This is a genomic window from Rhodococcus sp. Chr-9 (genome assembly GCF_000801125.1).
In the GTDB taxonomy this organism is placed as follows: Bacteria; Actinomycetota; Actinomycetes; order Mycobacteriales; family Mycobacteriaceae; genus Rhodococcus; species Rhodococcus pyridinivorans.
Map to the genome: position 1 here is coordinate 18,027 of NZ_JTIZ01000076.1, position 26,474 is coordinate 44,500.

At 68.3% G+C, this 26,474-nt stretch carries 20 protein-coding genes, 2 tRNA genes and 2 pseudogenes; 18 read left to right on the forward strand and 6 right to left on the reverse strand.

Annotated elements, in window-relative coordinates; genetic code table 11:
- The first annotated feature begins 91 nt into the window (after positions 1-91).
- The 6 genes from QR64_RS10040 to QR64_RS10065 all read left to right on the forward strand — a co-directional run bounded on the left by QR64_RS10040 (position 92) and on the right by QR64_RS10065 (position 8,271).
- Positions 92-2,032, forward strand: a complete 1,941-nt coding sequence (locus QR64_RS10040) for an acetolactate synthase large subunit (protein ID WP_024101384.1) — start codon at positions 92-94, stop codon at positions 2,030-2,032.
- Entirely contained in the window at positions 2,029-2,532 is a 504-nt protein-coding gene (gene ilvN, locus QR64_RS10045; protein WP_006554535.1) for an acetolactate synthase small subunit, read from the forward strand. The genes QR64_RS10040 and ilvN overlap by 4 nt, the downstream gene beginning before the upstream one ends.
- A 50-nt stretch (positions 2,533-2,582) precedes the next feature.
- A complete protein-coding gene (gene ilvC / locus QR64_RS10050) occupies positions 2,583-3,584 on the forward strand; it encodes a ketol-acid reductoisomerase (RefSeq protein WP_170318577.1) in 1,002 nt (333 codons plus the stop codon).
- A 102-nt stretch (positions 3,585-3,686) separates the two neighbouring features.
- Entirely contained in the window at positions 3,687-5,459 is a 1,773-nt protein-coding gene (locus tag QR64_RS10055; RefSeq protein ID WP_039585120.1) for a SulP family inorganic anion transporter, read from the forward strand.
- A gap of 128 nt (positions 5,460-5,587) precedes the next feature.
- A complete protein-coding gene (gene serA, locus QR64_RS10060) occupies positions 5,588-7,180 on the forward strand; it encodes a phosphoglycerate dehydrogenase (protein ID WP_006554532.1) in 1,593 nt (530 codons plus the stop codon).
- 80 nt (positions 7,181-7,260) lie between these two features.
- Positions 7,261-8,271: a 3-isopropylmalate dehydrogenase gene (locus QR64_RS10065; RefSeq protein ID WP_039585233.1), complete on the forward strand. Its 1,011-nt coding sequence runs from the start codon at positions 7,261-7,263 to the stop codon at positions 8,269-8,271.
- A gap of 86 nt (positions 8,272-8,357) precedes the next feature.
- Here QR64_RS10065 and QR64_RS25800 read toward each other — a convergent pair.
- Positions 8,358-9,548, reverse strand: a pseudogene (locus QR64_RS25800) (MFS transporter); the annotation flags it as partial.
- Between the two features lie 110 nt (positions 9,549-9,658).
- Between QR64_RS25800 and QR64_RS10080 the strand changes: the two are divergent.
- From QR64_RS10080 to QR64_RS10095, 4 genes are all read left to right on the forward strand, one after another.
- A complete protein-coding gene (locus QR64_RS10080) occupies positions 9,659-10,435 on the forward strand; it encodes a fumarylacetoacetate hydrolase family protein (RefSeq protein ID WP_006554529.1) in 777 nt (258 codons plus the stop codon).
- Between the two features lie 66 nt (positions 10,436-10,501).
- A complete protein-coding gene (gene gltX, locus QR64_RS10085; RefSeq protein ID WP_006554528.1) occupies positions 10,502-11,974 on the forward strand; it encodes a glutamate--tRNA ligase in 1,473 nt (490 codons plus the stop codon).
- A gap of 215 nt (positions 11,975-12,189) precedes the next feature.
- A tRNA-Gln gene (locus QR64_RS10090) sits at positions 12,190-12,261 on the forward strand.
- 86 nt (positions 12,262-12,347) lie between these two features.
- Positions 12,348-12,420, forward strand: a tRNA-Glu gene (locus QR64_RS10095).
- A gap of 53 nt (positions 12,421-12,473) precedes the next feature.
- On the opposite strand, the gene QR64_RS10100 is transcribed toward QR64_RS10095, so the two are convergent.
- Both QR64_RS10100 and QR64_RS10105 read right to left on the reverse strand, forming a co-directional pair.
- Positions 12,474-12,986 (reverse strand): pyridoxamine 5'-phosphate oxidase family protein, encoded by a 513-nt coding sequence (locus tag QR64_RS10100; RefSeq protein ID WP_037215989.1) that lies wholly within the window; start codon positions 12,984-12,986, stop codon positions 12,474-12,476.
- 105 nt (positions 12,987-13,091) lie between these two features.
- Positions 13,092-13,793: an IclR family transcriptional regulator gene (locus QR64_RS10105; RefSeq protein WP_006554526.1), complete on the reverse strand. Its 702-nt coding sequence runs from the start codon at positions 13,791-13,793 to the stop codon at positions 13,092-13,094.
- A 116-nt stretch (positions 13,794-13,909) separates the two neighbouring features.
- Between QR64_RS10105 and leuC the strand changes: the two genes are divergently transcribed.
- The 3 genes from leuC to QR64_RS10120 all read left to right on the forward strand — a co-directional run bounded on the left by leuC (position 13,910) and on the right by QR64_RS10120 (position 16,738).
- Positions 13,910-15,337 carry a 3-isopropylmalate dehydratase large subunit gene (leuC, locus tag QR64_RS10110; RefSeq protein ID WP_019288377.1) on the forward strand — a complete coding sequence of 476 codons (1,428 nt, stop codon included), beginning with the start codon at positions 13,910-13,912 and terminating at the stop codon, positions 15,335-15,337.
- Positions 15,338-15,365: 28 nt separating this feature from the next.
- Positions 15,366-15,962 (forward strand): 3-isopropylmalate dehydratase small subunit, encoded by a 597-nt coding sequence (gene leuD / locus QR64_RS10115; protein WP_006554524.1) that lies wholly within the window; start codon positions 15,366-15,368, stop codon positions 15,960-15,962.
- 170 nt (positions 15,963-16,132) lie between these two features.
- Positions 16,133-16,738, forward strand: a complete 606-nt coding sequence (locus QR64_RS10120) for an HU family DNA-binding protein (protein ID WP_039585127.1) — start codon at positions 16,133-16,135, stop codon at positions 16,736-16,738.
- Between the two features lie 34 nt (positions 16,739-16,772).
- Here QR64_RS10120 and QR64_RS25805 read toward each other — a convergent pair.
- From QR64_RS25805 to cofC, 3 genes and pseudogenes are all read right to left on the reverse strand, one after another.
- A pseudogene (locus QR64_RS25805) lies at positions 16,773-17,726 on the reverse strand (NUDIX hydrolase); the annotation flags it as partial.
- A gap of 13 nt (positions 17,727-17,739) precedes the next feature.
- Positions 17,740-19,935 carry an RNA degradosome polyphosphate kinase gene (locus QR64_RS10130; protein WP_006554520.1) on the reverse strand — a complete coding sequence of 732 codons (2,196 nt, stop codon included), beginning with the start codon at positions 19,933-19,935 and terminating at the stop codon, positions 17,740-17,742.
- Positions 19,932-20,633: a 2-phospho-L-lactate guanylyltransferase gene (cofC, locus tag QR64_RS10135; RefSeq protein ID WP_019288372.1), complete on the reverse strand. Its 702-nt coding sequence runs from the start codon at positions 20,631-20,633 to the stop codon at positions 19,932-19,934. The genes QR64_RS10130 and cofC overlap by 4 nt, the downstream gene beginning before the upstream one ends.
- A gap of 239 nt (positions 20,634-20,872) precedes the next feature.
- On the opposite strand from cofC, the gene QR64_RS10145 reads away from it, so the two are divergent.
- The 5 genes from QR64_RS10145 to QR64_RS10165 all read left to right on the forward strand — a co-directional run bounded on the left by QR64_RS10145 (position 20,873) and on the right by QR64_RS10165 (position 26,473).
- Positions 20,873-21,871, forward strand: coding sequence for an NAD(P)H-dependent glycerol-3-phosphate dehydrogenase (locus QR64_RS10145; RefSeq protein ID WP_019288371.1), 999 nt, complete (start codon positions 20,873-20,875; stop codon positions 21,869-21,871).
- Between the two features lie 5 nt (positions 21,872-21,876).
- Positions 21,877-23,037, forward strand: coding sequence for a cystathionine gamma-lyase (locus tag QR64_RS10150; protein ID WP_084222316.1), 1,161 nt, complete (start codon positions 21,877-21,879; stop codon positions 23,035-23,037).
- A gap of 71 nt (positions 23,038-23,108) precedes the next feature.
- Positions 23,109-24,215 carry a D-alanine--D-alanine ligase family protein gene (locus tag QR64_RS10155; RefSeq protein WP_039585129.1) on the forward strand — a complete coding sequence of 369 codons (1,107 nt, stop codon included), beginning with the start codon at positions 23,109-23,111 and terminating at the stop codon, positions 24,213-24,215.
- Between the two features lie 48 nt (positions 24,216-24,263).
- On the forward strand, positions 24,264-25,547 hold the full coding sequence (locus QR64_RS10160) for a glutamate-5-semialdehyde dehydrogenase (protein WP_006554515.1): 1,284 nt from the start codon (positions 24,264-24,266) through the stop codon (positions 25,545-25,547).
- A 29-nt stretch (positions 25,548-25,576) separates the two neighbouring features.
- On the forward strand, positions 25,577-26,473 hold the full coding sequence (locus QR64_RS10165; RefSeq protein ID WP_039585235.1) for an AAA family ATPase: 897 nt from the start codon (positions 25,577-25,579) through the stop codon (positions 26,471-26,473).
- Position 26,474: the final 1 nt, after the last annotated feature.

Genomic DNA, 26,474 nt, shown 5'->3' on the forward strand with positions numbered 1-26,474 from the left:
TCGCAACTCGCCCACGACGCGCCACCCTCGTACAGCAGACTTGCTGACGAGGGTTTTTTGTTGCCCGGAGCCAGAATCAGAGGAATTCGCAGTGAGCGCACCAACCGCACGGCCTCAACCCTCGCCGCGAAAGCCGGGGTCCGCCACCCCGACTCCCGCAGCTGCCGCGACGCAGCCCGCCAATCGACGCCAGGTCGCCCCCGAGCGGGTCACCGGCGCCCAGTCGGTGGTCCGCGCACTCGAGGAACTCGAGGTCGACACGGTGTTCGGCATTCCCGGCGGCGCGATCCTGCCCGTCTACGACCCGATCTTCGATTCGCGGCGCGTGCGCCACGTGCTCGTCCGTCACGAGCAGGGCGCCGGGCACGCTGCCACCGGTTACGCCCAGGCCACCGGCAAGGTCGGCGTGTGCATGGCCACTTCCGGTCCGGGCGCGACGAATCTCGTCACCCCGCTCGCCGACGCGCAGATGGACTCCGTGCCCCTCGTCGCGATCACCGGCCAGGTCGGTCGCCCGCTCATCGGCACCGACGCCTTCCAGGAAGCCGACATCTCCGGCATCACGATGCCGATCACGAAGCACAACTTCCTGGTCACCGACGGCGCCGACATCCCGCGCATCCTGGCCGAGGCGTTCTACCTCGCCTCCTCGGGCCGACCGGGCGCGGTCCTCGTCGACATCCCCAAGGACATCCTCCAGGCACAGACCACCTTCAGCTGGCCGCCGGAGATGCACCTGCCCGGCTACCGCCCGGTGACGAAGCCGCACGGCAAGCAGGTCCGCGAGGCCGCGCGACTGATCGCCGACGCGAAGAACCCGGTGCTGTACGTCGGCGGCGGTGTCATCAAGGCCGAGGCGTCGGCCGAGCTGCTCGAGCTCGCCGAGCTGACCGGCATCCCGGTCGTTACGACGCTCATGGCCCGCGGTGCGTTCCCCGACAGCCACAACCTGCACTGCGGCATGCCCGGCATGCACGGCAACGTCGCCGCGGTGGCCGCACTGCAGAAGAGTGACCTGCTCATCACCCTCGGTGCCCGCTTCGACGACCGCGTCACCGGTCAGCTGGACTCCTTCGCGCCCGACGCCAAGGTCATCCACGCCGACATCGACCCGGCGGAGATCGGCAAGAACCGGCACGCCGACGTGCCGATCGTCGGTGACTGCAAGGAGGTCATCGTCGAACTGCTCGAGGCGATCCGCGCCGACCTGGCGACCGGCACGAAGCTCGACTACACGGCATGGTGGGCCTACCTCGACGACATCCGTCGCACCTACCCGCTGAGCTACGACCGTCCCACCGACGACACCCTGTCGCCGCAGTACGTCATCCAGGCCGTCGGTAAGCTCGCCGGTCCCGACGCGATCTACTGCGCAGGCGTCGGTCAGCACCAGATGTGGGCGGCGCAGTTCGTCGACTACGAGAAGCCGCGCACCTGGCTCAACTCCGGTGGTCTCGGCACCATGGGCTACGCGGTGCCCGCCGCGATGGGCGCCAAGATGGGTTGCCCCGACACCGAGGTGTGGGCCATCGACGGCGACGGCTGCTTCCAGATGACCAACCAGGAACTCGCGACGTGCGCCGTCGAGGGTGTGCCGATCAAGGTCGCGCTCATCAACAACGGCAATCTCGGCATGGTCCGGCAGTGGCAGACCCTCTTCTACGAGGAGCGATACTCGAACACCGACCTGGCGACGCACTCGCTACGCATCCCCGACTTCGTCAAGCTCGCCGAGGCCCTCGGCTGCGTGGGCATCCGCGTCGAGCGCGAGGAAGACGTCGAGCCTGCGATCCGCCGGGCGCAGGAGGTCAACGATCGTCCCGTCGTGATCGACTTCATCGTCGGCAAGGACGCGCAGGTGTGGCCGATGGTCGCCGCCGGCACGAGCAACGACGAGATCATGGCGGCTCGCGATATCCGGCCGCTGTTCGACGACGACGCCGCTGCCGACGATCCCGCTGTCATCCACGAGACCATCGACGCGCTCGAAACCCGCAGCGAGAACGCTGCGGCCCAGGAGGAGACCAAGTGAGCACGAGTCACACCCTCAGTGTTCTCGTCGAGGACAAGCCGGGCGTGCTCGCCCGAGTCGCATCGCTGTTCTCGCGACGCGGCTTCAACATCGAATCCCTTGCCGTCGGTGGCACCGAGGTGCCCGACATCTCGCGGATGACGATCGTGGTGACCGTCGACGAGTTCCCGCTCGAGCAGGTCACCAAGCAGCTCAACAAGCTCGTCAACGTCATCAAGATCGTCGAGCAGGAGGACGAGGCGTCCGTCGCCCGCGAACTCGTGCTCATCAAGGTGCGCGCCGACGCGAGTGTACGCACCCAGGTCATTGAGACGGTGAATCTGTTCCGCGCCAAGGTGATCGACGTCTCGCCCGAGTCGCTGACCATCGAGGCGACCGGTACGCGGTCCAAGCTCGACGCGCTGTTGCGCATGCTCGAACCGTACGGAATCCGCGAGATCGTCCAGTCCGGTGTCGTCGCCGTCGGACGCGGTCCGAAGTCCATCACGGCTACCCGTTAGCCTTAACACACCCATACTTGCTGAAAGAGGTAATCACTGTGGCAGTCGAGATGTTCTACGACGACGATGCCGACCTGTCGATCATCCAGGGTCGTAAGGTCGCCGTCATCGGCTACGGCAGTCAGGGACACGCGCACTCGCTGAGCCTGCGCGACTCGGGCGTCGACGTTCGCATCGGTCTGAAGGAGGGCTCGAAGTCGCGGGCCAAGGCCGAGGAAGCCGGTCTCACCGTCGGCACCCCCGCCGAGGTCTCCGAGTGGGCCGACGTCATCATGATCCTCGCGCCCGACACCGCCCAGGCGTCGATCTTCACCAACGACATCGAGCCCAACCTGAAGGACGGCGACGCGCTGTTCTTCGGCCACGGCCTCAACATCCACTTCGGTCTCATCACCGCTCCGGAGAACGTGACCGTCGCGATGGTCGCCCCCAAGGGCCCCGGCCACCTCGTGCGTCGTCAGTTCGTCGACGGCAAGGGCGTTCCCGCGCTCATCGCCGTCCATCAGGACCCCAAGGGTGAGGGCCAGGCGCTCGCGCTGTCCTACGCCAAGGGCATCGGCGGCACCCGGGCCGGCGTCATCAAGACCACCTTCAAGGAAGAGACCGAGACCGACCTCTTCGGCGAGCAGGCCGTGCTCTGCGGTGGCACCGAGGAGCTCGTCAAGACCGGCTTCGACGTCATGGTCGAGGCGGGCTACGCCCCCGAGATGGCCTACTTCGAGGTTCTCCACGAGCTCAAGCTCATCGTCGACCTCATGTACGAGGGTGGCATCGCCCGCATGAACTACTCGGTGTCCGACACCGCGGAGTTCGGCGGCTACCTCTCCGGCCCGCGCGTCATCGACGCCGGCACCAAGGAGCGCATGAAGGAGATCCTGAAGGACATCCAGGACGGCACCTTCGTCAAGCGTCTCGTCGCCAACGTCGAGGGCGGCAACAAGGAGCTCGAAGGCCTGCGCAAGCAGAATGCCGAGCACGGCATCGAGGTTGTCGGCAAGCAGCTGCGCGACCTGATGAGCTGGGTCGATCGCCCCATCACCGAGACGGCGTGACAGCCACCTGATCCGGTCACGGCGGCCCGGTACCCCTACTGGGGTGCCGGGCCNTGAGCGATGTCGCAGCCACGGGCCGAGGCCGCGGAGGATACTGGGCTGATGTGGCTCCTCGCCGCGTTCGGGCGGCTCCCGGGTGTCGCCACCGCACGGTCCTACCGGCGGGGGTGGCTGCGGGGCGACGTCACGGCGGGTCTCGCGCTCAGCGCCCTGCTCGTCCCCACCGGCATGGGATATGCCCAGGCGGCGGGACTGCCGCCCTACACGGGTCTCTACGCGACAGTGGTGCCGATGCTCGTGTACGCGGTGGTCGGTCCGTCCCGGATCCTCGTGCTCGGACCGGATTCCGCGCTCGCCCCGCTCATCGCGGCCGCGGTGATCCCGCTCGCCGCCGACGGTGACCCGCAGCGTGCGGTCGCCCTCGCCGGTGTGCTCGCCCTCCTCGTCGGGGCGATCCTCCTCGTCGGGGGGATACTCCGCTTCGGATTCCTGACCTATCTGCTCTCCACACCGATCCGGGTCGGTTTCCTCAACGCGATCGCGATCATCGTCATCGTCGGGCAGCTCCCGCTCCTGCTGGGCACCTCGGCCGACGAATCCGGTGTCGTCGCCGAGGTTCTCGACGTCGTCGACGACGTCTTCGAGGACGGTGTCGAACCGGTCGGACTTCTCCTCGGCGCCGGCACCCTCGCTGTGATCCTCGTGCTGCAGAAGGTCGTTCCCCGCATACCCGCGGTGCTCGTCGCGGTGGTCGCCGCCTCCGCGGCGGTCGAGGTGTTCGGGCTCACCGATCGGGTGGAGATGGTGGGGGCGCTGCCCTCCGGGATCCCCGCGCCCGTTCTGGGCGGTATCGAACGGGGAGACGTGATCGAACTGCTCGCACCCGCGGTCGCGGTCGCCGTCATCGCGTTCGCCGACACCGCGGTGCTGTCGCGCTCGTTCGCGCTCCGACGGGGCGAGGACGTGGACGGCAGTTCCGAGATGCGCGCCCTCGGTGTGGTGAACATCGCAGCCGGTGCGACGGGCGGATTCCCCATCTGCGGCAGCGGCAGTCGCACTCCCGTCCTCGAACAGGCCGGAGCGCGTACCCAGCTCGCGGGTGCCGTCGGAGCGGTGACGGTCGCGATCTTCCTGCTCGCCGCGCCGGGGGCGACGGCGTACCTGCCGCAGGCCGCGCTCGCTGCCGTCGTGATCGCCGCGGCGAGTGCGCTCGTCGATGCGAAGGGGCTCGGTCGCCTGTGGCGGGTCAACAAGATCGAATTCTGTTTGTCCTTCGCCGCATTCGTGGCGGTCGGTCTCGCCGGTGTGTTGAGGGGTGTACTCGTCGCGATCGCATTGTCGTTGGCGGTCGTGATCGTGCGTGCCTGGCAACCCCACCGGACCGAACTCGTCGAACTCGAGAACATCGCCGGATATCACGACCGGGAGCGGCATCCCGAGGGCCACCGCATCCCGGGTCTCGTGCTCGTGCGATTCGACGCTCCGCTGTTCTTCGCGAACGGTGTGATCCTCACGAAGTTCGTCCGTGAACTCGTCCGCGAACGCGAGGACCGTATCGAGTGGGTGGTACTCGCGGCCGAACCGATCACGGATTTAGACATCAGCGCCGTCGAGGAGATCGAACGTCTCGACGACTACCTCGCCCACAGGGGGATATGGCTCGCCTTCGCCGCGATGAAGGGGCCGGTCAAGGACAAGTTGCACCGGATGCAATCGGGGAATCGCTTCGGGGCCGGTCGATTCCATCCGACCGTCCGCACTGCCGTGGTGGCCTTCCGGCACCGGAACCAGCCCGGCATCGAGCGCAGTGTGCTCGACGCACCCCCGCAGGACATCGTCCCGCCCCCGCGGAAGGATCGGCCCGCACCACCGTGATCCCGGTCCCGGTGGCCCCGTGGGAGGGGCCGGGGCACTAAACTGTGGGCGGTCGCGGGTGCCCACGCATGCTGTCGGGCGCGAGCGCCGTCGACCACTCACACATTCACGACACAGGGAGTCCGCACGTGAGCCAGAATGGCCGTCCAGTAGTCCTGATCGCCGACAAGCTTGCGCAGTCGACCGTCGATGCGCTCGGTGACGGTGTCGAGGTGCGCTGGGTCGACGGCCCCGACCGCCCCGCCCTGCTCGCGGCCGTGCCCGAGGCCCAGGCGCTGCTGGTCCGCTCCGCGACCACCGTCGACGCCGAGGTGCTCGCTGCGGCGCCCAACCTCAAGATCGTCGGTCGCGCCGGTGTCGGCCTCGACAACGTCGACATCGCTGCTGCCACCGAGCGCGGTGTGATGGTCGTCAACGCGCCCACCTCCAACATCCACTCCGCCGCCGAGCACGCGGTCGCGCTCCTCATGTCCGCGGCGCGGCAGGTTCCCGCCGCCGACCGCACCCTGCGTGAGCGCACCTGGAAGCGGTCGAGCTTCAACGGCACCGAAATCCTCGGCAAGACGGTCGGCGTCGTCGGCCTCGGCCGCATCGGCCAGCTGTTCGCCCAGCGTCTCGCGGCGTTCGAAACCCACGTCATCGCGTACGACCCCTACTTGCCGGCCGCCCGCGCCGCACAGCTCGGCATCGAGCTCGTCGACATCGACGAGCTGGTCGCCCGCGCCGACTTCATCTCGGTGCACCTGCCCAAGACCAAGGAGACCGCCGGCCTGATCAACGCCGAGCGTCTGTCCAAGGCCAAGGACGGCGTCATCATCGTCAACGCCGCCCGCGGTGGCCTGATCGACGAGGACGCGCTGTACGACGCGCTCGTCGAAGGCAAGGTCCGCGCTGCCGGCCTCGACGTCTTCGAGACCGAGCCGTGCACCGATTCGAAGCTGTTCGACCTCGACAACGTCGTCGTCACCCCGCACCTCGGTGCATCCACCGCCGAGGCCCAGGACCGCGCCGGTACCGACGTTGCCAAGAGCGTGCTGCTCGCCCTCGCCGGCGAGTTCGTGCCCGATGCCGTCAACGTCTCCGGTGGCCCCGTGGGCGAGGAGGTCGCGCCGTGGCTCGAGCTCGTTCGCAAGCTCGGTCTGCTCGCCGGCACCCTCTCGCCCGAGGCCGTGCAGAACGTGCAGGTCGTCGTCAGCGGTGAGCTCTCGGCCGAGAACACCGACATTCTCGGCCTGGCCGCCCTCCGCGGCCTGTTCTCGGCGAGCAGCGACGAGCCCGTCACCTTCGTCAACGCCCCCAAGCTCGCGGAGCAGCGCGGCGTGACGGTCGAGGTCGAGAAGGTCAGCGAGGCCACCACGCACCGCAGCGCCGTCGAGGTCCGCGCCGTGGCGCCGGACGGACACGTCACGTCCGTCGCGGGTGCGCTCACCGGCCTGCAGCAGGTCGAGAAGATCGTCAACATCAACAGCCGCAGCTTCGACCTCCGCGCCGAGGGCCACAACCTGATCGTCCACTACCAGGACCGTCCGGGTGTCCTCGGAACGCTGGGCACCGTGCTCGGCAACGCGAGCATCGACATCCAGGCCGCGGCGCTGAGCCAGGACGCGGAGGGCCCCGGCGCCACCGTGATCCTCCGTGTCGACCGCGTCGTCGGCGACGCCGAGGTCGGACAGATCACCGAGGCGCTCGACGCGCGCGTCGCCCAGGTCGACCTGTCCTGATCCTTCGGTTCTCCATCATCCGGTGGCCGCGACCGTCTGCACGGTCGCGGCCACCGTCGCACAGGAAGTGAGTAGTGCTCATGAAACTTGCGGTCATCCCCGGTGACGGCATCGGTGTCGAGGTCACGGCGGAAGCTCTCAAGGTGCTCCGCGCCCTCGTCCCGGATCTCGAGACGACCGAGTACGACCTCGGTGCCCGCCGGTACAACGCGACCGGCGAACTCCTGCCCGATGCCGATCTCGCCGCGATCCGCGAGCACGACGCGATCCTCCTCGGTGCCATCGGCGATCCGTCGGTCACGCCGGGCGTCCTCGAACGCGGTCTCCTCCTGAACATGCGGTTCGCACTCGACCACCACGTCAACCTGCGGCCGTCGCGCCTGTACCCGGGCTCGAAGTCGCCGCTCGCCGCCGACCACGAGATCGACTTCGTCGTCGTCCGCGAGGGCACCGAGGGCCCGTACACCGGCAACGGGGGAGCGATCCGCGTCGGCACCCCGCACGAGATCGCCACCGAGGTCTCGGTGAACACCTGGTTCGGAGCCGAGCGCGTGGTCCGCTACGCCTTCGAGCTCGCGCAGACCCGCCGCAAGCACGTCACGCTCATCCACAAGACGAACGTGCTGTCGAACGCCGGCGCCATCTGGACCCGCGCCGTCGAGACCGTCGGCAAGGAGTTCCCTGAGGTCACCACGGCCTACTGTCACATCGACGCCGCGACCATCTACATGGTCGACGACCCGTCGCGCTTCGACGTCATCGTCACCGACAACCTGTTCGGCGACATCATCACCGACCTCGCCGGCGCCGTAACCGGCGGTATCGGCCTTGCCGCGAGCGGCAACATCGACGCCTCGGGCACCAACCCGTCGATGTTCGAACCGGTCCACGGCTCGGCACCGGACATCGCCGGCAAGGGCATCGCCGATCCCACCGCGGCGATCCTGTCCACCGCCTTGCTGCTGCGCCATCTCGGGCGCGAGGAGGATGCTGCACGCGTCGAGCGGGCCGTCGAGGCCGACCTCGCGAATCGTGGTCCCGGTCCGATCGTGACCACCGAGATCGGCGATCGGATCGCTGCTTCTCTTTGATCTCTGAGCGCGGATTCTCTCCGGGCACCGAGTTCTTCGGCACAAACGCGCGTGGCGCCGGCGGGTACGTCCCGTCCGGCGCCACNCTTCGGTATCACCGGGACCGCCGCTGCGGGAGCGATGGCGGACAGGGCGAAGGCCGCGGGGAATCCGACCGCGGCGATGAGCCCACCGAAGACCGGTCCGACGGCCGCGGCGAACACGAACTGCCCGGTGTTCTGGATCCCGAGTGCGCGGCCGCCCCAGAACGGGCCGGCGATCTCCGCGACGGCAGTGAATGCCAACCCGTTCGGCGCCGAGGTCAGGATCGACGCGACGAGCAGGACGCCCACCGCGATCGCCGAATCCGTCCACGCCGTGACGGAGAGCGCGACCATCGACACGACGACCGATGCGGCGACGAGGCGCATCGGTCCCAGCCTGCTGCCCACCCGATCGGACCAGGCCCCGGTGACGACACGTCCGAGGGCGCCGAGGATCTGGGCGGCGGTGATGACGAGACCGGCGCCGACCTCGTCCCAGCCGCGGTCGGCGATGAGCCAGACCAGGGCGTAGGTCCACACGACGTACTGCGGAACGACGAGCAGGATCGACGCGAGATGGATCCGCGTGAGGGACATGGAACTCCGGTAGGGATTGCCGAGCACGCCTGCGCGCTCGGCCTCCACCCGTCCGGGTCGGGGCGGATCCACCACGCCGACCGCGCAGACGACGGCTGCGAGCCCGCACGCGAGCATGGGAAACGAGAGCGCCCAGGCGATCCCGTGGTCGCCCGCGAGAGTGGGGATGACGAGTGCGCCCGCGGCGACACCCAGCGGCACCGACATCTGCCGGATGCCCATCGCGAGGCCGCGCTGGTGCGGCGGGAACCATCCGACCACCACGCGACCGCTCGCCGAATTGGCGCTCACGGCGCCGGCTCCCGCACACATCAGCAATAGGCCGAGCAGTGCTGCGGAGGTGGTGCGGGACAGGTCCAGTGAGGTGGTCGCGCTCGCGAGTCCCATCGAGACGGCCGCGATCCCGAGTCCGGCGGCCAGCGCGAGACGTTCGCCGAACCGGTCGGCGATCGCGCCCCACACGACGAGCGTGAACACGCCGCCGAGGATCGGTGCGCCGGCGAGGGTTCCGGCCTGGGCGAGGGTGAAGCCACCCTCCTGGTTCAGGGTTGGGATGAGGAAGGCGACGCCGTTGATGACGGTGGCCTGGGAGGCCTGGGCGAGGACGCCGAGGGCCAGGATCAGCCATCGGCGCCGACCGATGTCCGGAGTGTCCATGAGTCCCACTATCTGAGAAAGTTGTACCGTTATATGAAATCTTGGTCGGACTCTATACCCGCGGCACCCGGGCGTCGATCGCAGTGTGCGCGCACCGTTAGACTCCGGACATGCGCCTTGGTCGAATTGCCAGCCCGGATGGTGTCGCGTTCGTGAGCATCGAAGGGGAGGGGAAGTCCGCGACGGCGAAGGAGATCGCCGAGCATCCTTTCGGGAACCCCACCTTCACGGGCCGGAGCTGGCCCCTCGCCGACGTGCGGATTCTCGCCCCGATCCTCGCCACCAAGGTGATCGCGGTCGGTCGCAACTACGCCGCCCACGCCGCCGAGTCGGGCAACGAGGTCCCCGACGAGCCGATGATCTTCCTCAAGCCCAACACGTCGATCGTGGGCCCGGGCGCGCCCATCGTGATTCCGCCCACCACCTCGCTCGTCCATCACGAGGCCGAACTCGCCGTGGTCATCGGGCGTCCCTGCAAGGACGTCCCCGCCGCGAAGGCCCGGGAGGCGATCCTCGGCTACACGATCGCCAACGACGTGTCCGCGCGCGACCATCAGCGCAAGGACGGCCAGTGGGGCCGAGCCAAGGGCCACGACACCTTCTGCCCGCTCGGTCCGTGGATCGAAACCGACATCGACCCTTCCGATCTCGAGATCTCGGCGGAGGTCGACGGGCAGATCCGCCAACGCAGCCGCACCTCGAAGATGGTGCACGACATCCCGAAGCTCATCGAATGGATCTCCGGTGTCATGACCCTGCTGCCGGGCGACGTCATCCTCACCGGCACTCCCGAAGGTGTCGGACCGATCGAGCCGGGCAACACAGTCTCGATCACCGTCGAGGGCATCGGAACGCTCACGAATCCGGTCGTCGCCAAGGGATCCTGACCGGAGCTCGCTGCGGGGCGGATAGCCTGGGAAGGTCTCCCGTCGATCCTCAACCCTGAGCGAGTCATGACCACCAGCGAAGTACGCGTACGTTTCTGCCCGTCACCGACCGGAACCCCGCATGTGGGTCTGGTGCGCACCGCCCTGTTCAATTGGGCTTTCGCGCGTCATCACGGCGGCACCTTCGTGTTCCGCATCGAAGACACCGACGCCGCACGCGACACCGAGGAGTCGTACCAGGCAATCCTCGACGCCCTCCGGTGGCTTGGTCTCGAATGGGACGAGGGTCCGGAGGTCGGCGGACCGTACGAGCCGTACCGGCAGTCGCAGCGACGCGACCTTCACCTCGAGATCGTGCAGAAGCTCGTCGACTCCGGGGAGGCCTACGAGTCGTTCTCGACGCCGGAAGAGGTCGAGGAGCGGCACAAGGCCGCCGGCCGCGACCCGAAGCTCGGCTACGACAACTTCGACCGCGACCTCACCCCGGAGCAGCGGCAGGCATTCCTCGACGAGGGGCGCAAGCCGGTCGTGCGACTGCGCATGCCCGAAGAGGACCTCACGTGGAACGACCTGGTCCGCGGCGAGACCACTTTCAAGGCAGGCTCGGTGCCCGACTTCGCGCTGACCCGCGGCAACGGCATCCCGCTCTACACGCTCGTCAATCCCGTCGACGACGCGCTGATGAAGATCACACACGTCCTGCGCGGCGAGGACCTGCTGTCGTCCACCCCGCGTCAGCTTGCGCTGTACGCGGCGCTGCAGCGCATCGGCGTCACCGATTTCACGCCCGAGTTCGGCCACCTGCCGTTCGTGATGGGGCAGGGCAACAAGAAGCTCTCCAAGCGCGACCCGGAGTCCAACCTCTTCCTGCACCGCGATCGCGGGTTCATCCCCGAGGGCCTGCTCAACTACCTCGCTCTGCTCGGCTGGGGTCTCGCCGACGACCGCGACGTGTTCTCCCTCGACGAGATGGTCGCGGCCTTCGAGATCTCCAAGGTCAACTCGAACCCCGCCCGGTTCGACCAGAAGAAGGCCGACGCCATCAACGCCGAGCACATCCGCCTGCTCGAGCCGGAGGAGTTCGCGACCCGGCTGAAGGCGTACCTCGTCGAGCACGGCCGGATCGGGGCCGACGTCGACGACGCGCTCTTCCGGACGGCCGCCGACCTCGTACAGACCCGTATCGTCGTTCTCGGGGACGCGTGGGACCTGCTGAAGTTCCTGTTCGTCGACGACGCCGACTTCACGCTCGACGAGGTCTCCGCGGCGAAGAATCTCAAGGAGGATGCCGCGCCCGTGCTCGACGCCTCCGTCGCCGCCCTCGAGGGCCTGACCGAGTGGACCACGCCGGCGATCGAGGAGGCGCTCAAGAGCGCACTGATCGAGGGGCTCGAACTGAAGCCGAGGAAGGCCTTCGCTCCCGTGCGGGTCGCGGTGACGGGCTCGCACGTCAGCCCGCCGCTCTACGAGTCGATGGAACTGCTCGGCCGTGAGCGCACCCTTGCACGACTGCGTGCCGGGCGGGCGCGCATCGCCTGACCCCTGCATGGTCGCTCTCGGCCCGTCGTCGGCACCCGCCGGCGACGGGCCGAACTCGTTCCGGGCTCGATTTCATGCCACCGAGCTCGTCCTGAGCTTGATTGCACTCCTCTGACCAGCCGATTTGTAGTTGGTGGCGGGGTTGGTGCTAATCTTCTTCTCGGTTCGGAACGGAGGCCACAACGCCCGCAGGGCAGGCCGAAGGAACAAACCATTGGGGTATGGTGTAATTGGCAACACAGCTGATTCTGGTTCAGCCATTCTAGGTTCGAGTCCTGGTACCCCAGCTGAGACGCGGCGGTTTGCCCGCAACGTCTCAGCCAGCTATGCTGGCTGAGCTTCCTTCGGGAAGCGAAGAGAAGAAGTTCCATAGGCCCCCGTCGTCTAGCGGCCTAGGACGCCGCCCTCTCACGGCGGTAGCGTGGGTTCGAATCCCATCGGGGGTACAACCACGAAGGCTCTCCGATCATCGATCGGAGAGCCTTTCGCGTATGGGCGGTCAGTGCGCGGCGGACGGAAGATGGGCGGCCGTCGTGCCGCCGATCTCCATGGCAGGCATCCCGAGCTTGCAGTGATCCCACGAACGCACCCGCGCGGGCACCACACGGACGGCCACCCGTTTGTGCATCATCTGCTCCACCGCGGGGCGCGCCTCCTCCGTGTACGGGGCGGTGTACCGCTCCCACACGTCGCGGCAGACCTCGAACAGGCGGTCGTGGTCGTCCACGATCTCCGCCCGCCCCTCGATCGAGACGCCACGCAACTGGTCGTAGGTGTCGCCGGCCTCGACGAGGACGGTCACGCGATCGTCGCGCCGGAGGTTGACCACCTTCTGCGATTTCGCCTTCGTCTCGAACCAGATCTCCCCGTCGAGCACCGCGTACCACATGGCGACGAGGTGCGGGGTGCCCGTCGGTCCGAGGGTCGCCAGGTTCGCGACCCGGCTGCGGTGGAGGAACTCGTCGATCTCCGACTCCGTCATCGTGATGCCTGCGCGGCGGTTGGTTCCCATGCGAAGCACTCTGGCAGAGCGTGGGGCCGCACGGCTGTCTTCCTCCCGCCCCGCCCGTGTCCCTCCTGGGCTCCACCCGGGAGGGACACGGGCATGCGGTCGGCCTCAGAGACGCTTCTGGAGCGCTTCTGCGGCGGCGAGGAGGTCGGCGGCCCAGCGGGCGCCCGGTCGGCGGCCCATGCGGTCGATGGGGCCCGATACGGAGATCGCGGCGATCACGCCACCGCTGCTGTCGCGCACGGGTGCGGCGACCGACGCCACACCGGGTTCGCGTTCGGCGGCGCTCTGCGCCCAGCCGCGGCGGCGGACCTCGACGAGCACGCGTTCACCGAAGGCCGCGTCGGGGAGGATGGCGCGCTGGGTCGCCGTATCGGCCCACGCGAGCAGAACTTTCGCGCCGGAGCCGGCCGTCATCGGAAGGCGTGCGCCGACGAGGACCGTGTCGCGCAGACCGGTCGGCGGTTCGAGAGCGGCGACGCAGACCCGCTGGGTGCCCTCGCGGCGGTACAACTGCACGCTCTCGCCGGTGATCTCGCGCAGACGGGGGAGGACGAGCGAGGCGGCCTCGACGAGCGTGTCGCCTGCGCCCGCGGACAATTCGGCCAGTCCGGGGCCGGGACGCCACTGTCCGTCGCTGTCGCGCATGAGGAGGCGGTGGACCTCGAGGCCCACGGCGAGACGGTGCGCCGTGGCACGGGGCAGGCCGGTCCGCGCGCACAACTCGTTGAGGTTGCACGGCTGTTCGGCAACCGCATGGAGAACTGTCATCGCTTTGTCCAGCACTCCGATCCCGCTATGCTGTCTCATAGGTCGATACCTCCGTCTCGCATAATGGGAAGCATATCGCATGCCGAGAACGGTGGGGACGACGCCATACGCGGCCGGACAGCCCCCGGGATCCCGCGTTCGTCACGTACGACAAGGTGGAGAAGATGGCTGGAAAGACTCTGGCGGAAAAGGTGTGGGACCAGCACGTGGTCGTGCGCGGTGAAGGAGAGGGATCGGCGCGACAGCCGGACCTGATCTACATCGACCTGCATCTCGTACACGAGGTGACCAGCCCGCAGGCCTTCGACGGTCTGCGGCTGGCAGGACGCCCGCTGCGGCGTCCCGACCTCACGATCGCCACCGAGGACCACAACGTCCCCACGGTGGACATCGACAAGCCGATCGCCGACCCGGTCTCGCGCACACAGGTCGAGACCCTGCGCCGCAACTGCGAGGAGTTCGGTGTCCGTCTGCACCCCATGGGCGACCTCGATCAGGGCATCGTCCACGTGGTCGGCCCGCAGCTCGGTCTCACGCAGCCCGGCATGACGGTGGTGTGCGGCGACAGCCACACCTCCACCCACGGCGCCTTCGGCGCACTGGCGATGGGCATCGGCACCAGTGAGGTCGAACACGTCATGGCGACACAGACGTTGTCGCTGCGGCCGTTCAAGACGATGGCCATCAACGTCGGCGGCACCCTCGCGCCGGGAGTGACGAGCAAGGACCTCATCCTCGCGATCATCGCGAAGATCGGCACCGGCGGCGGACAGGGCTACGTCCTCGAGTACCGCGGCGAGGCGATCCGCGCACTGTCGATGGAAGCGCGGATGACCATCTGCAACATGTCGATCGAGGCGGGCGCCCGCGCCGGCATGATCGCCCCCGACGAGACCACCTACGAGTTCATCAAGGGCCGCCCGCACGCCCCGAAGGGCGCCGACTGGGATGCTGCCGTGGAGGCGTGGGAGCAGCTGAAGACCGACGACGACGCGGTTTTCGACGCCGAGGTCCACATCGACGGCAGCGCTCTGACCCCCTTCGTCACGTGGGGCACCAACCCGGGCCAGGGCGCTGCGCTCGGGTCCAGCGTTCCGGTACCCGAGGAGATCGCCGACGAAACCGAGCGGTCTGCAGCGGAAAAGGCGTTGCGCTACATGGATCTCGAACCGGGCATGCCGCTGCGCGACGTGAAGATCGACACCGTCTTCGTCGGCTCGTGCACCAACGGCCGCATCGAGGATCTGCGTGCCGTGGCGGATGTCCTGCAGGGCCGCAAGGTCGCCGACGGCGTCCGGATGCTCGTCGTGCCGGGTTCGATGCGGGTGCGCGCGCAGGCGGAGGAGGAGGGTCTCGGCGAGATCTTCACCGCCGCAGGGGCCGAGTGGCGTCAGGCCGGGTGCTCGATGTGCCTGGGCATGAACCCCGACCAGTTGGCGCCGGGCGAGCGTTCCGCGTCGACCTCGAACCGGAATTTCGAAGGACGGCAGGGCAAGGGCGGACGGACGCATCTCGTCTCGCCGGCCGTGGCCGCCGCAACCGCGGTGCGGGGAACGCTTTCCGCACCGGCGGATCTGGACTAGACCACAGGACCGACGAGGAGAATTTTCGATGGAAGCCTTCACCACCCACAGGGGCATCGGCGTCCCGCTGCGCCGCTCCAATGTCGACACGGATCAGATCATCCCGGCCGTGTACCTGAAGCGCGTCACCCGTACGGGATTCGAGGACGGTCTGTTCGCCGCATGGCGCAACGACCCGTCCTTCGTCCTCAACACCCCGCCCTTCGACCGCGGCAGCGTTCTCGTCGCCGGACCGGATTTCGGCACCGGCTCCTCGCGTGAGCATGCCGTGTGGGCGTTGTCGGATTACGGATTCCGGGTCGTGATCTCGTCCCGCTTCGCCGACATCTTCCGGGGCAACGCCGGAAAGGCCGGTCTGCTCGCCGCTCAGGTCTCGCAGGACGACGTCGAACTGCTGTGGAAGCTCATCGAGCAGCAGCCCGGACTCGAACTGGAAGTGGATCTCGAGAACCGGACGGTGACCGCCGGAACCACCGTGGTGCCGTTCACCATTGACGACTACACGCGGTGGCGTCTGCTGGAGGGTCTCGACGACATCGGATTGACATTGCGCCAGGTAGACGCGATTTCCGAGTACGAAAAGTCAAGGCCGTCATGGAAACCGAGTACCCTTCCGGCGCCCTGAAAACACCCCCGAACGCGCCTTCTCCGGGTCCGGTCCGACGCTCCCGTCGGGCCGGGCCCGGAGGTTATTTGCATGAGAATCCGCGTGGCACATAGACTCTTGCCCGTTTGCGGGTCTACCGTGGACTGGAGTCGGTCTGACGGTGGACCGTGTATGTGCGGAGGAAATCAATGAACAAGGCAGAACTGATCGACGTTCTGACCGAGAAACTCGGTTCGGACAGGCGCACCGCCACCGCGGCCGTCGAGCACATCGTGGACGCGATCGTTCGCGCCGTGCACGACGGTAAGAGCGTCACCATCACCGGATTCGGTGTCTTCGAGAAGCGTCGTCGGGCCGCGCGTGTCGCGCGGAACCCGCGCACGGGTGAGACGGTCAAGGTCAAGCCGACCTCGGTGCCGGCCTTCCGTCCCGGCCAGTCCTTCAAGAACATCATCGCGGGCACCCAGAAGCTCCCGGCTTCGGGTCCGGCCGTGAAGCGCGGTGCAGCTGCAGCGGCCAAGAAGACCGCGGCAGCGAAGAAGGCGGCGAAGAAGACCACGGCGGCGAAGAAGGCGGCGAAGAAGACCACGGCGGCGAAGAAGACCACGGCGACCAAGTCGACCGCGGCGAAGAAGACCACCGCGGCGAAGAAGACCACGGCGGCCAAGTCGACTCCGGCGAAGAAGACCACCGCCACCAAGTCGACCGCGGCCAAGAAGACCGCGGCCAAGAAGAGCCCGGCCAAGAAGACCACGGCCAAGAAGACCACGGCCCGCAAGAGCACCAAGAAGTAACACCCACCCGCGATGCGGCTCGCACACGTGCGANGATGCTCTCGTCGTCCGCCGGTGGACGGCCCGTGGGAAGAGGGCTGTCGAGGTGGTCGGCTGCGACGAGACGATCGCCGCGCAGCGACAACACCCACATGCTCGCCTTCCGGTTCCGCGCCGGAGGCAGCGCGAGACCGTCGCGCTCGGCCCACCACTCCAGCAGCGGCGGGATCACCTTGCCCTGACTGCAGATCACGGGAGTGCCGGGACCGGACGCGATCTCCAGCGCCCGCTTGCGGCCGCGGTCCGGATCGGCGCGGTACTCCTCCTCCGACAGGGACGGCTCGATCGCGATCTCGAGTCCGTGCCGGGAGGCGAAGGGTTCGACCGTCGCGATGCACCGCGTGCGGTCGGCGGACACCACGCTGTCGCCGCCGAATGCCGTCAACTGCGGAACGAGAGCCTCGGCCTGCGCCCGTCCGGACGCATCGAGGGGCCGGTAACGGTCGTCGCCCTTGTACTTCTTCCGACTACCCGCCTTGGCGTGCCGCACGATCAGCGCCATGGTCGTGTCCAACGGCACCCGGCGGAACCGGCGCAGGACACTGCGGTCCATCGGATAGGACAACAGATCGAATGCCTCTTCGGGGGACACCCAACGCAATTCGTCAACCTCGTCATTGGGCGCGAACTGCCCGTCGAGGCACCGCGCAGCCCAGTAGTCCACCCGCTTGAGCTTGCGGTGACCCGGAACGGGGTAGACGACCTTCCCGAGACTACTGCCGAGCGCGGAGCGGAATCCGGTCTCCTCCTCGATCTCCCGCACCGCGGCAACCACGGCCGTCTCACCCGCGTCGAGCTTGCCCTTCGGAAAGGACCAGTCGTTGTAGCGCGGGCGATGCACGAGCGCGACCTGCACATCGTCCGGAGCGTTCTCGTCGACAGGACGCCACAGGACCGCGCCCGCCGCGAAGATGTTGGCCTTCACGGGCTTGTCGCGTGATTCGGTCAACGTTCCCTCCACCTCAGGACGCACGACTACGCATGAGTTCGACCTGGTGGTCGCGGGCAGCGGTTCCCGGCTCGGGGGACGCCGTCCAGGTGCCGTCGCCCTCGAGAATCCAGCAGCGGGTGACCGGGTCGAGCGCGGAATCGAAGATGCCGTCCAGCTGCGCTGCGAGCCGGGTGTTCTTCACCTGCACCATCACCTCGACGCGACGGTCGAGGTTCCGGTGCATCATGTCGGCGCTACCGATCCAGTACTCGTCGCTGCCCCGGAAATGGAACAACCGCGAATGTTCGAGGAACCGCCCCAGAATCGAGCGCACCGTGATGTTCTCGCTCAGGCCGGGCACGCCCGGCTTGAGGGCACAGATCCCGCGCACGACCACCTCGGTCCGCACCCCTGCCCGCGACGCGCGGTAGAGCGCGTCGATCACCTGCTCGTCGACGAGGGCGTTGGCCTTGAGCCGGATCCCGCTGGGGCGACCGGCCGCGTGGTGCTCGATCTCACGCTCGACGCGTTCGATGATGCCCTTGCGGACTCCGTGCGGTGCGACGAGCAGATTGCGGTACTGCGCCTTCCGGGAGTATCCGGTGAGGGTGTTGAACAGGTCGGTGAGGTCGGCGCCGATCTCGGGTGACGACGTGAGCAGGCCGACGTCCTCGTAGAGACGAGCGGTCTTCGGGTTGTAGTTGCCGGTGCCGATGTGGCAGTAGCGGCGGATCGTCGAACCCTCGCGCCGCACGACCAGACAGGTCTTGCAGTGTGTCTTCAGACCTACGAGTCCGTATACGACGTGGACACCGGCCTGTTCGAGCTTGCGCGCCCACTTGATGTTGGCCTGCTCGTCGAAGCGTGCCTTGATCTCCACGAGCGCGACGACCTGCTTGCCCGCTTCGGCAGCGGCGATCAGGGCGTTGACGATGGGGGAGTCGCCCGACGTCCGGTACAGCGTCTGCTTGATCGCGAGGACCTGGCTGTCGGCGGCGGCCTGCTCGATGAACCGTTGCACGCTCGTGGAGAACGAGTCGTACGGGTGGTGGACGAGGATGTCGCCCTCGCGCAGGGTGGAGAACACGCTCTTCGGTGTCTCTCGCTCGCCGAAGGCGGGATGGGTCGCCGGCACGAAGGGGGCGTCCTTCAGATCCGGTCGGTCGACGGCGTGCACCTGCCACAGCGACGACAGATCGAGCAGCCCGGGCAACTGGACGACGTCCACCCGATCGACGTCGAGTTCGCGCAACAGGAGGTCGAGCATGTGCTCGGTCATGTCGTCCGACACCTCGAGCCGCACGGGAGATCCGAAGCGCCGCCGGGCGAGTTCGCGTTCGAGGGCTTGAAGGAGATCCTCGTCGCGGTCCTCCTCGACCTCGAAGTCGGCGTTGCGGGTGACGCGGAATGCGTGGTGCTCGACGATCTCCATGCCCGGGAACAACACGTCGAGATGGGCGGCGATCAGCTCCTCGAGCGGGAGGAAGGCCGGCAGTCCGTGCGACGAACCCGCGCGATCGACCCGGACGAACCGATCGACGTTGTCGGGCACCTTCACGCGCGCGAAGTGTTCACCGGACGACTGCGAATCCTTGACCGTGACAGCGAGGTTCAGGGACAGGCCGCTGATGTACGGGAAGGGGTGTGCGGGATCGACCGCGAGCGGCGTCAGGACCGGGAAGACCTGGTCGGCGAAATACTGTGTCAGTCGTCGGCGTTCGTCCTCCGTCAGATCCGCCCATCGGATGATCGAGATGCCTTCGGCCGCCAGGGCGGGCATGACCGAGTCGAGGAAGACCTGCGCGTGGCGACCGGCGAGTTCGCGCGTGCTCGACGCGATGAGCGCGAGCTGGGCGCGCGGGGTCAGTCCGTCCGCGGACCGGACCGACAACCCCGTCTCGGCGCGACGTTTCAGCCCGGCGACCCGCACCATGTAGAACTCGTCGAGATTCGACGCGAAGATCGCGAGGAACTTGGCGCGTTCGAGCAACGGCTGCGAGGTGTCCTCCGCGAGCGCGAGAACGCGGGCGTTGAAATCGAGCCAGCTCTGTTCGCGGTTGAGATAGCGGTCGACGGGAAGTGTGTTGTCGTGATCGGTCCTCGACTGCAGTCCCGTCGCGGCCGGAGGGGCGCTGGTGGCGGTCGCTACGCGACCGGCGGGTCGTGCGGCACCGGATGGTGCCGCGTGCTCGGAACTCGTGGGATCGGGGGAATCGCCGTTGGTCACGAGTTCATTGTTGCAGAGCGACGGCTCCCTGCAGCGCTGTCGCACGGGTGGCACAGGGGGAACTCGACCGTGTCGAGCACGGCCGCGGTGGCCGGTCCGACGCCGAGTTGCAGTGCGGCGGCAAGATCGTCCGGTGTGTCCACATCGAGTCGCAGTCCGGGGAGGGCGTCCGGTACCGGGTACGCACCGGCATCGATGTGGCGACCGGCCGATCCCGGACCGAACGACAGTGGCGGCAGGGTGCCGCTCACGCAGTGCAGCAACGCCGTCGTACCGCTCGCCGTGTGGTCGACGACCACGGCCGTTCCGGTCCGCCGCGCAGTCTCGCGTGCGAGCACGAAATCCTCGGGCCGCAGGGACGGAAGGTCGGCCTGCAACGCCACGAGTTCGGCGCCGGGTGCGTGCTCCCGCGCCCGGCGGGCCGCTGCGAGCAGTGCGGAGTTCAGTGGGTCGGGGGAGTCGGGACGCACCGGATCGGGGAGGACGTCCGCGCCGCAGTCCAGCGCCGCGGCCGCGACCCGCTCGTCGGCGGTGACGACGGTGACCGTCACGTCTCCGGCGGACAGCGCCGCCGTCACGGTGTCCTGCAGCATCGCAAGCACCAGTGATTCCCGTGCTGCCGGGGCGAGGACGTGCGAGAGCCGCGATTTCGCCAGGCCGAGGGCCTTGACGGGAACGAGCACGTGCGTCGCGGGCATTGCCCGATTGTGCCATCAGTATCGAATCGCACGGTCGTGCGAGGTGACGAACCGCACGAGCGCCCGGTGCGACCGGGTCGTGTGCGGTCCGTCCTCCGACCCGGCGCGGTGTCGGTGGAGCCTGCGCGATACTGGGTGCGACCGTGGGTGGTGACCGCCCGGACCGAACCGGTCGCGACCGCCCGCTCCGGGCCGATCGCGAGCGTGAGTGCCGGGCATCGGATGAGAGTGAGGATGGCGTGACCACAGCAGCAGTTCTGGGCGCGGGTTCGTGGGGGACGGCGTACGCCAAGGTGCTGGCCGACGCCGGAACGGACGTGACGATCTGGGCGCGGCGCGAGAAGGTGGCGCGTGGCATCGCCGAGCGGCACGAGAACTCCGACTATCTACCCGGTGTGGAACTGCCGCACTCGCTGAAGGCGACGGCCGATCATCGGGTGGCCCTCGAGGGCGCCGATTTCGTGGTCCTCGCCGTCCCGAGTCAGACCCTGCGTACCAATCTCGAGGAGTGGAAGGCAGATATCGGACCGGACGCGACACTTCTCAGTCTCGCCAAGGGAATCGAGAGCGGCACCCTGATGCGCATGAGTCAGGTGATCGGTCAGGTCACCGGCGCCGAGCAGAATCGCATCGCCGTGCTGTCCGGCCCCAACCTCGCCCGTGAGATCGCCGAGGGGCAACCGGCCGCGACCGTCATCGCGTGCCCCGATTCCACCCGCGCCATGGAGATCCAGAAATCCTGCGCCACAAAATATTTCCGTCCGTACACGAACTCCGACGTCATCGGCTGCGAGGTCGGCGGCGCCTGCAAGAACGTCATTGCCCTCGCGTGCGGCATGGCCGCCGGAGTCGGGCTCGGTGAGAACACCGTCGCGAGCATCATCACCCGCGGTCTCGCCGAGATCACCCGGCTCGGAACCGCCCTCGGGGCCAAGCCGGCCACGCTCGCCGGTCTCGCCGGTGTCGGCGATCTTGTCGCCACATGTACGTCCCCGTTGTCCCGCAACCGTTCGTTCGGCGAACGACTCGGCCGCGGTGAGTCCCTCGAGAGCGCGCAGGAGGCCACCCACGGTCAGGTGGCCGAAGGGGTCAAGTCGTGCACCTCGGTCCGCGCCCTCGCAGCGAGTTACGACGTCGAGATGCCGCTCACCGACGCCGTGCACCGCGTGTGCCACGAAGGCATGTCGGTGCAGGACGCGATCGGGCAGCTGCTCGGACGCCGGATCAAGCCGGAATGAGTGGCATGACGGGCGATTCGACTCGCTGTGTGAAGGCAGTTGCACACGAGGGTGTTCCGGGCTCCCCGCTGCAGGCGGGACCGGTCTTCGCGGCGCCGTATCTCCTCGGGGAGGACGAGCGCGACGACGTCGACACCTATGCGCGGGCCTCGAATCCCGGCTGGCGCGCACTCGAATCGGCGCTCGCCGACCTCGAGCACGCCTCGGCCGCCCGCGTCGTCGGCTCGGGAATGTCGGCGATCACGGTCGCCCTGCGATCCCTCGTGGCCCCGGGCGGCACGGTCGTCGTCCCCTCCGACGGTTACTACCAGGTGCGCACGTACGCGCAGGAATTCCTGGCGCCGCACGGAGTGAAGGTCGTCGAGATGTCGGTCGCGGAGTTCGGTGACGGCACCCTGACCGACGTTCTGGTGACCGCTCCCGACAATTCCGTCGTACTGGTCGAGACCCCGTCGAATCCAGGCCTCGACACCGTCGACCTGCGCGCGATCGCGACCGCGTGCCACGTCTCCGACGCGCTCCTGCTCGTCGACAACACCACCGCCACACCCCTGGGCCAGCTGCCCCTCGATCTCGGCGCCGACGTCGTGGTGGCCAGCGGGACGAAATCGCTCAGCGGACACAGTGACCTGCTGTTCGGATACATCGCCGTCGCGGATCCCGAACTGCTGCCCGCGATCGACCGGGAACGACTGTTGTCGGGAACCGTGCTGGGACCCTTCGAGACCTGGCTCGCGCACCGCAGCCTCGGCACCGCCGGACTGCGCTTCGAACGGCAGTGCGCCAACGCGCTCGCCGTCGCCGGGATGCTGCTCGAGCACGCCGCTGTCACGGACGTCCGCTATCCCGGACTCGCCGGCGACCCCGCCCACGCCGTGGCGGCCGGCCAGATGAGCCGCTTCGGCCCCCTCGTCACCTTCCGGCTACCCGGCCGCGACGAGGTGCACCGCTTCGTCCGCGCGGCCACGCTCGTCGCACCCGCCACCAGCTTCGGCGGTATCCACACGACAGCGGATCGTCGCGCACGATGGGGCGATGCGGTGCCGGAGGGATTCGTCCGGTTGTCGTGCGGAATCGAGGACACCGCGGATCTGCTCGCCGATCTCGACGCGGCGCTGAGGGAGACGACCCTCCACCGAGGGAGACCGGAGCCCGCGGAGACATAGCAGGGCGTCCGGCCCCACCCGCGTAGGACTCGCTCGACACGCGGAGATCGCCACCCGGTACGGTTCGACACGTGAGTATGCCCCGAACCCGGGTGGCCGTCGTCTTCGGTGGTCGCAGCAACGAACATTCCGTCTCCTGCATCTCGGCAGGGAGCATCCTGCGCAACCTGGATCCGGAGAAGTACGAGGTCGTGCCCATCGGCATCACTCCCGAGGGCGCATGGGTCCTCGGCGACGCGGACCCCGCCGGCCTCGCCGCGGCCGGTCGCGAACTGCCCGTCGTCGCCGGCGACGGCTCCGATCTCGTCCTCACCGCGGATCCGACCCGCGGTGGCGACATCGTCGCCCTCGACGAGGGCTCCTACGGCCGGGTGCTCGCCTCGGTCGACGTGGTGTTCCCGGTCCTGCACGGCGCCTACGGCGAGGACGGCACCATCCAGGGTCTGCTCGAACTCGCGGACATCCCGTACGTCGGTCCCGGGGTTCTTGCCAGCGCCGCCGGGATGGACAAGGAGTTCACCAAGAAACTGCTCGCGGCCGAAGGCCTGCCCGTCGGCTTCCAGATCGTCCTGCGTCCCGGCACCGCGACCCTCACCGAGGAGCAGAAGACCCGCCTCGGCCTGCCCGTCTTCGTCAAGCCCGCCCGCGGCGGATCGTCCATCGGCATCAGTCGCGTGGCCGACTGGGCCGCCTTCGACGACGCCGTCGCGAAGGCCCGGCAGCACGACCCCAAGGTCATCGTCGAGTCCGCGATCATCGGCCGCGAGGTGGAGTGCGGCGTGCTCGAGTTCCCGGACGGCGACGTCCGCGCGAGTGTCGTCGCCGAGATCCGCATGCCCGACACCTCCGGCGACCACGAGGCGTTCTACGACTTCGACACGAAGTACCTCGACGACGTCTGCGAGTTCGACGTCCCGGCCAAGCTCGACGAAGAGACCTCCGACCGGATCCGCGAACTCGCGGTCCGGGCGTTCCGCGCCCTCGACTGCCACGGCCTGTCCCGCGTCGACTTCTTCGTCACCGAGGACGGACCGGTGATCAACGAGATCAACACGATGCCCGGATTCACCTCCATCTCGATGTACCCGCGGATGTGGGAGGCCACCGGAGTGGAGTATGCCGAGCTGCTGTCGATCCTGGTGGAGACGGCGCTGGCGCGGGGCACCGGCCTGCGCTGACGGCACACGGCCTGTCGGCTTCCGCGAGGACCCGACTAGGCTGAATATATGACTGCCGTGACCCCCGACTCAGCTGCGACCGACGCCGGCACGGACACCCGTGAGGCCGTCCACGAAGCCGCGCGTCGCGCCCGCGTGGCCTCCCGTCGTCTCGCGTTGCTCACCACCACCGAGAAGGACGCGGCTCTGCACGCCGCGGCCGACGCTCTGCTCGCCGCCGCCGATACCGTCCTCGCCGCGAACGCGGAGGACATCGAGGCCGCCCGCGCCGGTGGCACCGAAGAGGCCATCCTCGACCGCCTGCGCCTGACCTCTGCCCGGATCGACGGGATCGCCGCCGGCCTGCGCCAGGTGGCCGGACTGCCCGACCCGATCGGCGGCGTCGTCCGCGGCTCGACGCTGCCGAACGGTCTCGAGCTGCGCCAGGTGCGCGTCCCGCTCGGCGTGGTCGGCATGGTCTACGAAGCACGGCCCAACGTCACGGTCGACGCATTCGGTCTCGCCCTGAAGTCCGGCAACGCCGCGCTGCTGCGCGGCTCGTCGTCCGCGGCCCGCTCCAACGCCGCGCTCGTCGAGGTGCTGCGCGCCTCGCTCGAGAGCCGGGGCATCCCCGCCGATGCCGTGCAGCTGCTGCCGAGCGCCGACCGCTCGTCGGTCACGCATCTGATCCAGGCTCGAGGCCTGGTCGACGTCGTGATCCCGCGCGGTGGCGCCGGTCTGATCGCCGCGGTGGTGCGCGACGCGACCGTCCCCACGATCGAGACGGGCACCGGCAACTGCCACGTCTACGTCCACTCCGCGGCCGATCTGGAGATGGCGGAGAAGATCGTGATCAACGCGAAGACCCGCCGGCCCAGCGTGTGCAACACCGCCGAGACGATCCTCGTCGACAAGGCGATCGCCGACACCGCCGTCCCGAAGCTCCTGCAGGCATTCCAGCAACACAGCGTGACGGTCCACGGCGACCTGCCCGGCCTCGTGCCCGCGACCGACCAGGACTGGTCCGACGAGTACCTCTCGCTCGACGTCGCCCTCGCGGTGGTCGACGACCTCGACGCGGCCGTCGACCACATCGACCGTTACGGCACCGGCCACACCGAGGCGATCGTCACCTCGGACCTCGCCGCTGCTCGGGAGTTCACGACGCGCGTGGACGCCGCAGCCGTTATGGTCAACGCTTCGACGGCGTTCACGGACGGCGAGCAGTTCGGATTCGGCGCGGAGATCGGCATCTCCACCCAGAAGCTGCACGCTCGCGGCCCGATGGGTCTGCCCGAACTGACGTCGACGAAGTGGGTGGTGTGGGGCGACGGCCACACCCGTCCCGCCTGATCGAGACCGGCCCGACGAAAGGAACCAGCGTGGATCGTGCGCTGCCCACCACCCCGCCGATCTTCGCGGACGTCCAGGACGTCGTCGATCGTCTGGCCGGTACCGGTTATCTCGCCGACAAGTCCACCGCGACCGCGGTGTTCCTCGCCGATCGCCTCGGCAAGCCGTTGCTGATCGAGGGACCCGCGGGCGTGGGCAAGACCGAACTTGCCCGCGCCGTCGCCGAGACCTCCGAGGCCGAACTCGTGCGCCTGCAGTGCTACGAGGGCGTTGACGAGTCCCGCGCGCTGTACGAGTGGAACCACGCCAAGCAGATCCTGCGCATCCAGTCGGCAGGGGCGACCGCCGCGGCGGGCGAGTCGTGGGACCGCACCAAGGAAGACGTCTTCTCCGAGGAGTTCCTGCTGTCGCGGCCGCTGCTCACCGCGATCCGCCGCGAGGATCCGACGGTGCTGCTCGTCGACGAGGTCGACAAGGCCGACGTGGAGATCGAAGGCCTGCTGCTCGAGGTGCTCAGTGACTTCGCGGTCACGGTGCCCGAACTCGGCACCATCCGTGCCACGCGCAAGCCGTTCGCGGTGCTCACCTCGAACGCCACCCGCGAGTTGTCCGAAGCGCTCAAGCGCCGGTGCCTGTTCCTGCACCTGGACTTCCCCGACGCCGACCTCGAACGACGCATCCTCGCCAGCCGGGTCCCCGATCTGCCCGACGCGCTCGCCGACCAACTCGTACGCACGGTCCGCGTGCTCCGCGGCATGCAACTCAAGAAGGTGCCGTCGGTGGCCGAGACGATCGACTGGGGTCGCACCCTGCTCGCACTAGGACTCGACACCATCGACGACACCGCGCTGCGCAGCACGCTCGGCGTGATCCTCAAGCACCAGTCCGACCAGATCCGCGCTGGCGCCGAGCTCCGGTTGAACTGAC

Bases quoted from the DNA above. Each gene is read 5' to 3' on its own strand.
- ilvC (WP_170318577.1), top strand. From the start codon at position 2,583: ATGTTCTACGACGACGATGCCGACCTGTCGATCATCCAGGGTCGTAAG.
- QR64_RS10055 (WP_039585120.1), top strand. From the start codon at position 3,687: ATGTGGCTCCTCGCCGCGTTCGGGCGGCTCCCGGGTGTCGCCACCGCA.
- QR64_RS10065 (WP_039585233.1), top strand. From the start codon at position 7,261: ATGAAACTTGCGGTCATCCCCGGTGACGGCATCGGTGTCGAGGTCACG.
- QR64_RS10080 (WP_006554529.1), top strand. From the start codon at position 9,659: ATGCGCCTTGGTCGAATTGCCAGCCCGGATGGTGTCGCGTTCGTGAGC.
- gltX (WP_006554528.1), top strand. From the start codon at position 10,502: ATGACCACCAGCGAAGTACGCGTACGTTTCTGCCCGTCACCGACCGGA.
- QR64_RS10100 (WP_037215989.1), bottom strand. From the start codon at position 12,986: ATGGGAACCAACCGCCGCGCAGGCATCACGATGACGGAGTCGGAGATC.
- QR64_RS10105 (WP_006554526.1), bottom strand. From the start codon at position 13,793: ATGAGACAGCATAGCGGGATCGGAGTGCTGGACAAAGCGATGACAGTT.
- leuD (WP_006554524.1), top strand. From the start codon at position 15,366: ATGGAAGCCTTCACCACCCACAGGGGCATCGGCGTCCCGCTGCGCCGC.
- QR64_RS10120 (WP_039585127.1), top strand. From the start codon at position 16,133: ATGAACAAGGCAGAACTGATCGACGTTCTGACCGAGAAACTCGGTTCG.
- cofC (WP_019288372.1), bottom strand. From the start codon at position 20,633: ATGCCCGCGACGCACGTGCTCGTTCCCGTCAAGGCCCTCGGCCTGGCG.
- QR64_RS10150 (WP_084222316.1), top strand. From the start codon at position 21,877: ATGACGGGCGATTCGACTCGCTGTGTGAAGGCAGTTGCACACGAGGGT.
- QR64_RS10160 (WP_006554515.1), top strand. From the start codon at position 24,264: ATGACTGCCGTGACCCCCGACTCAGCTGCGACCGACGCCGGCACGGAC.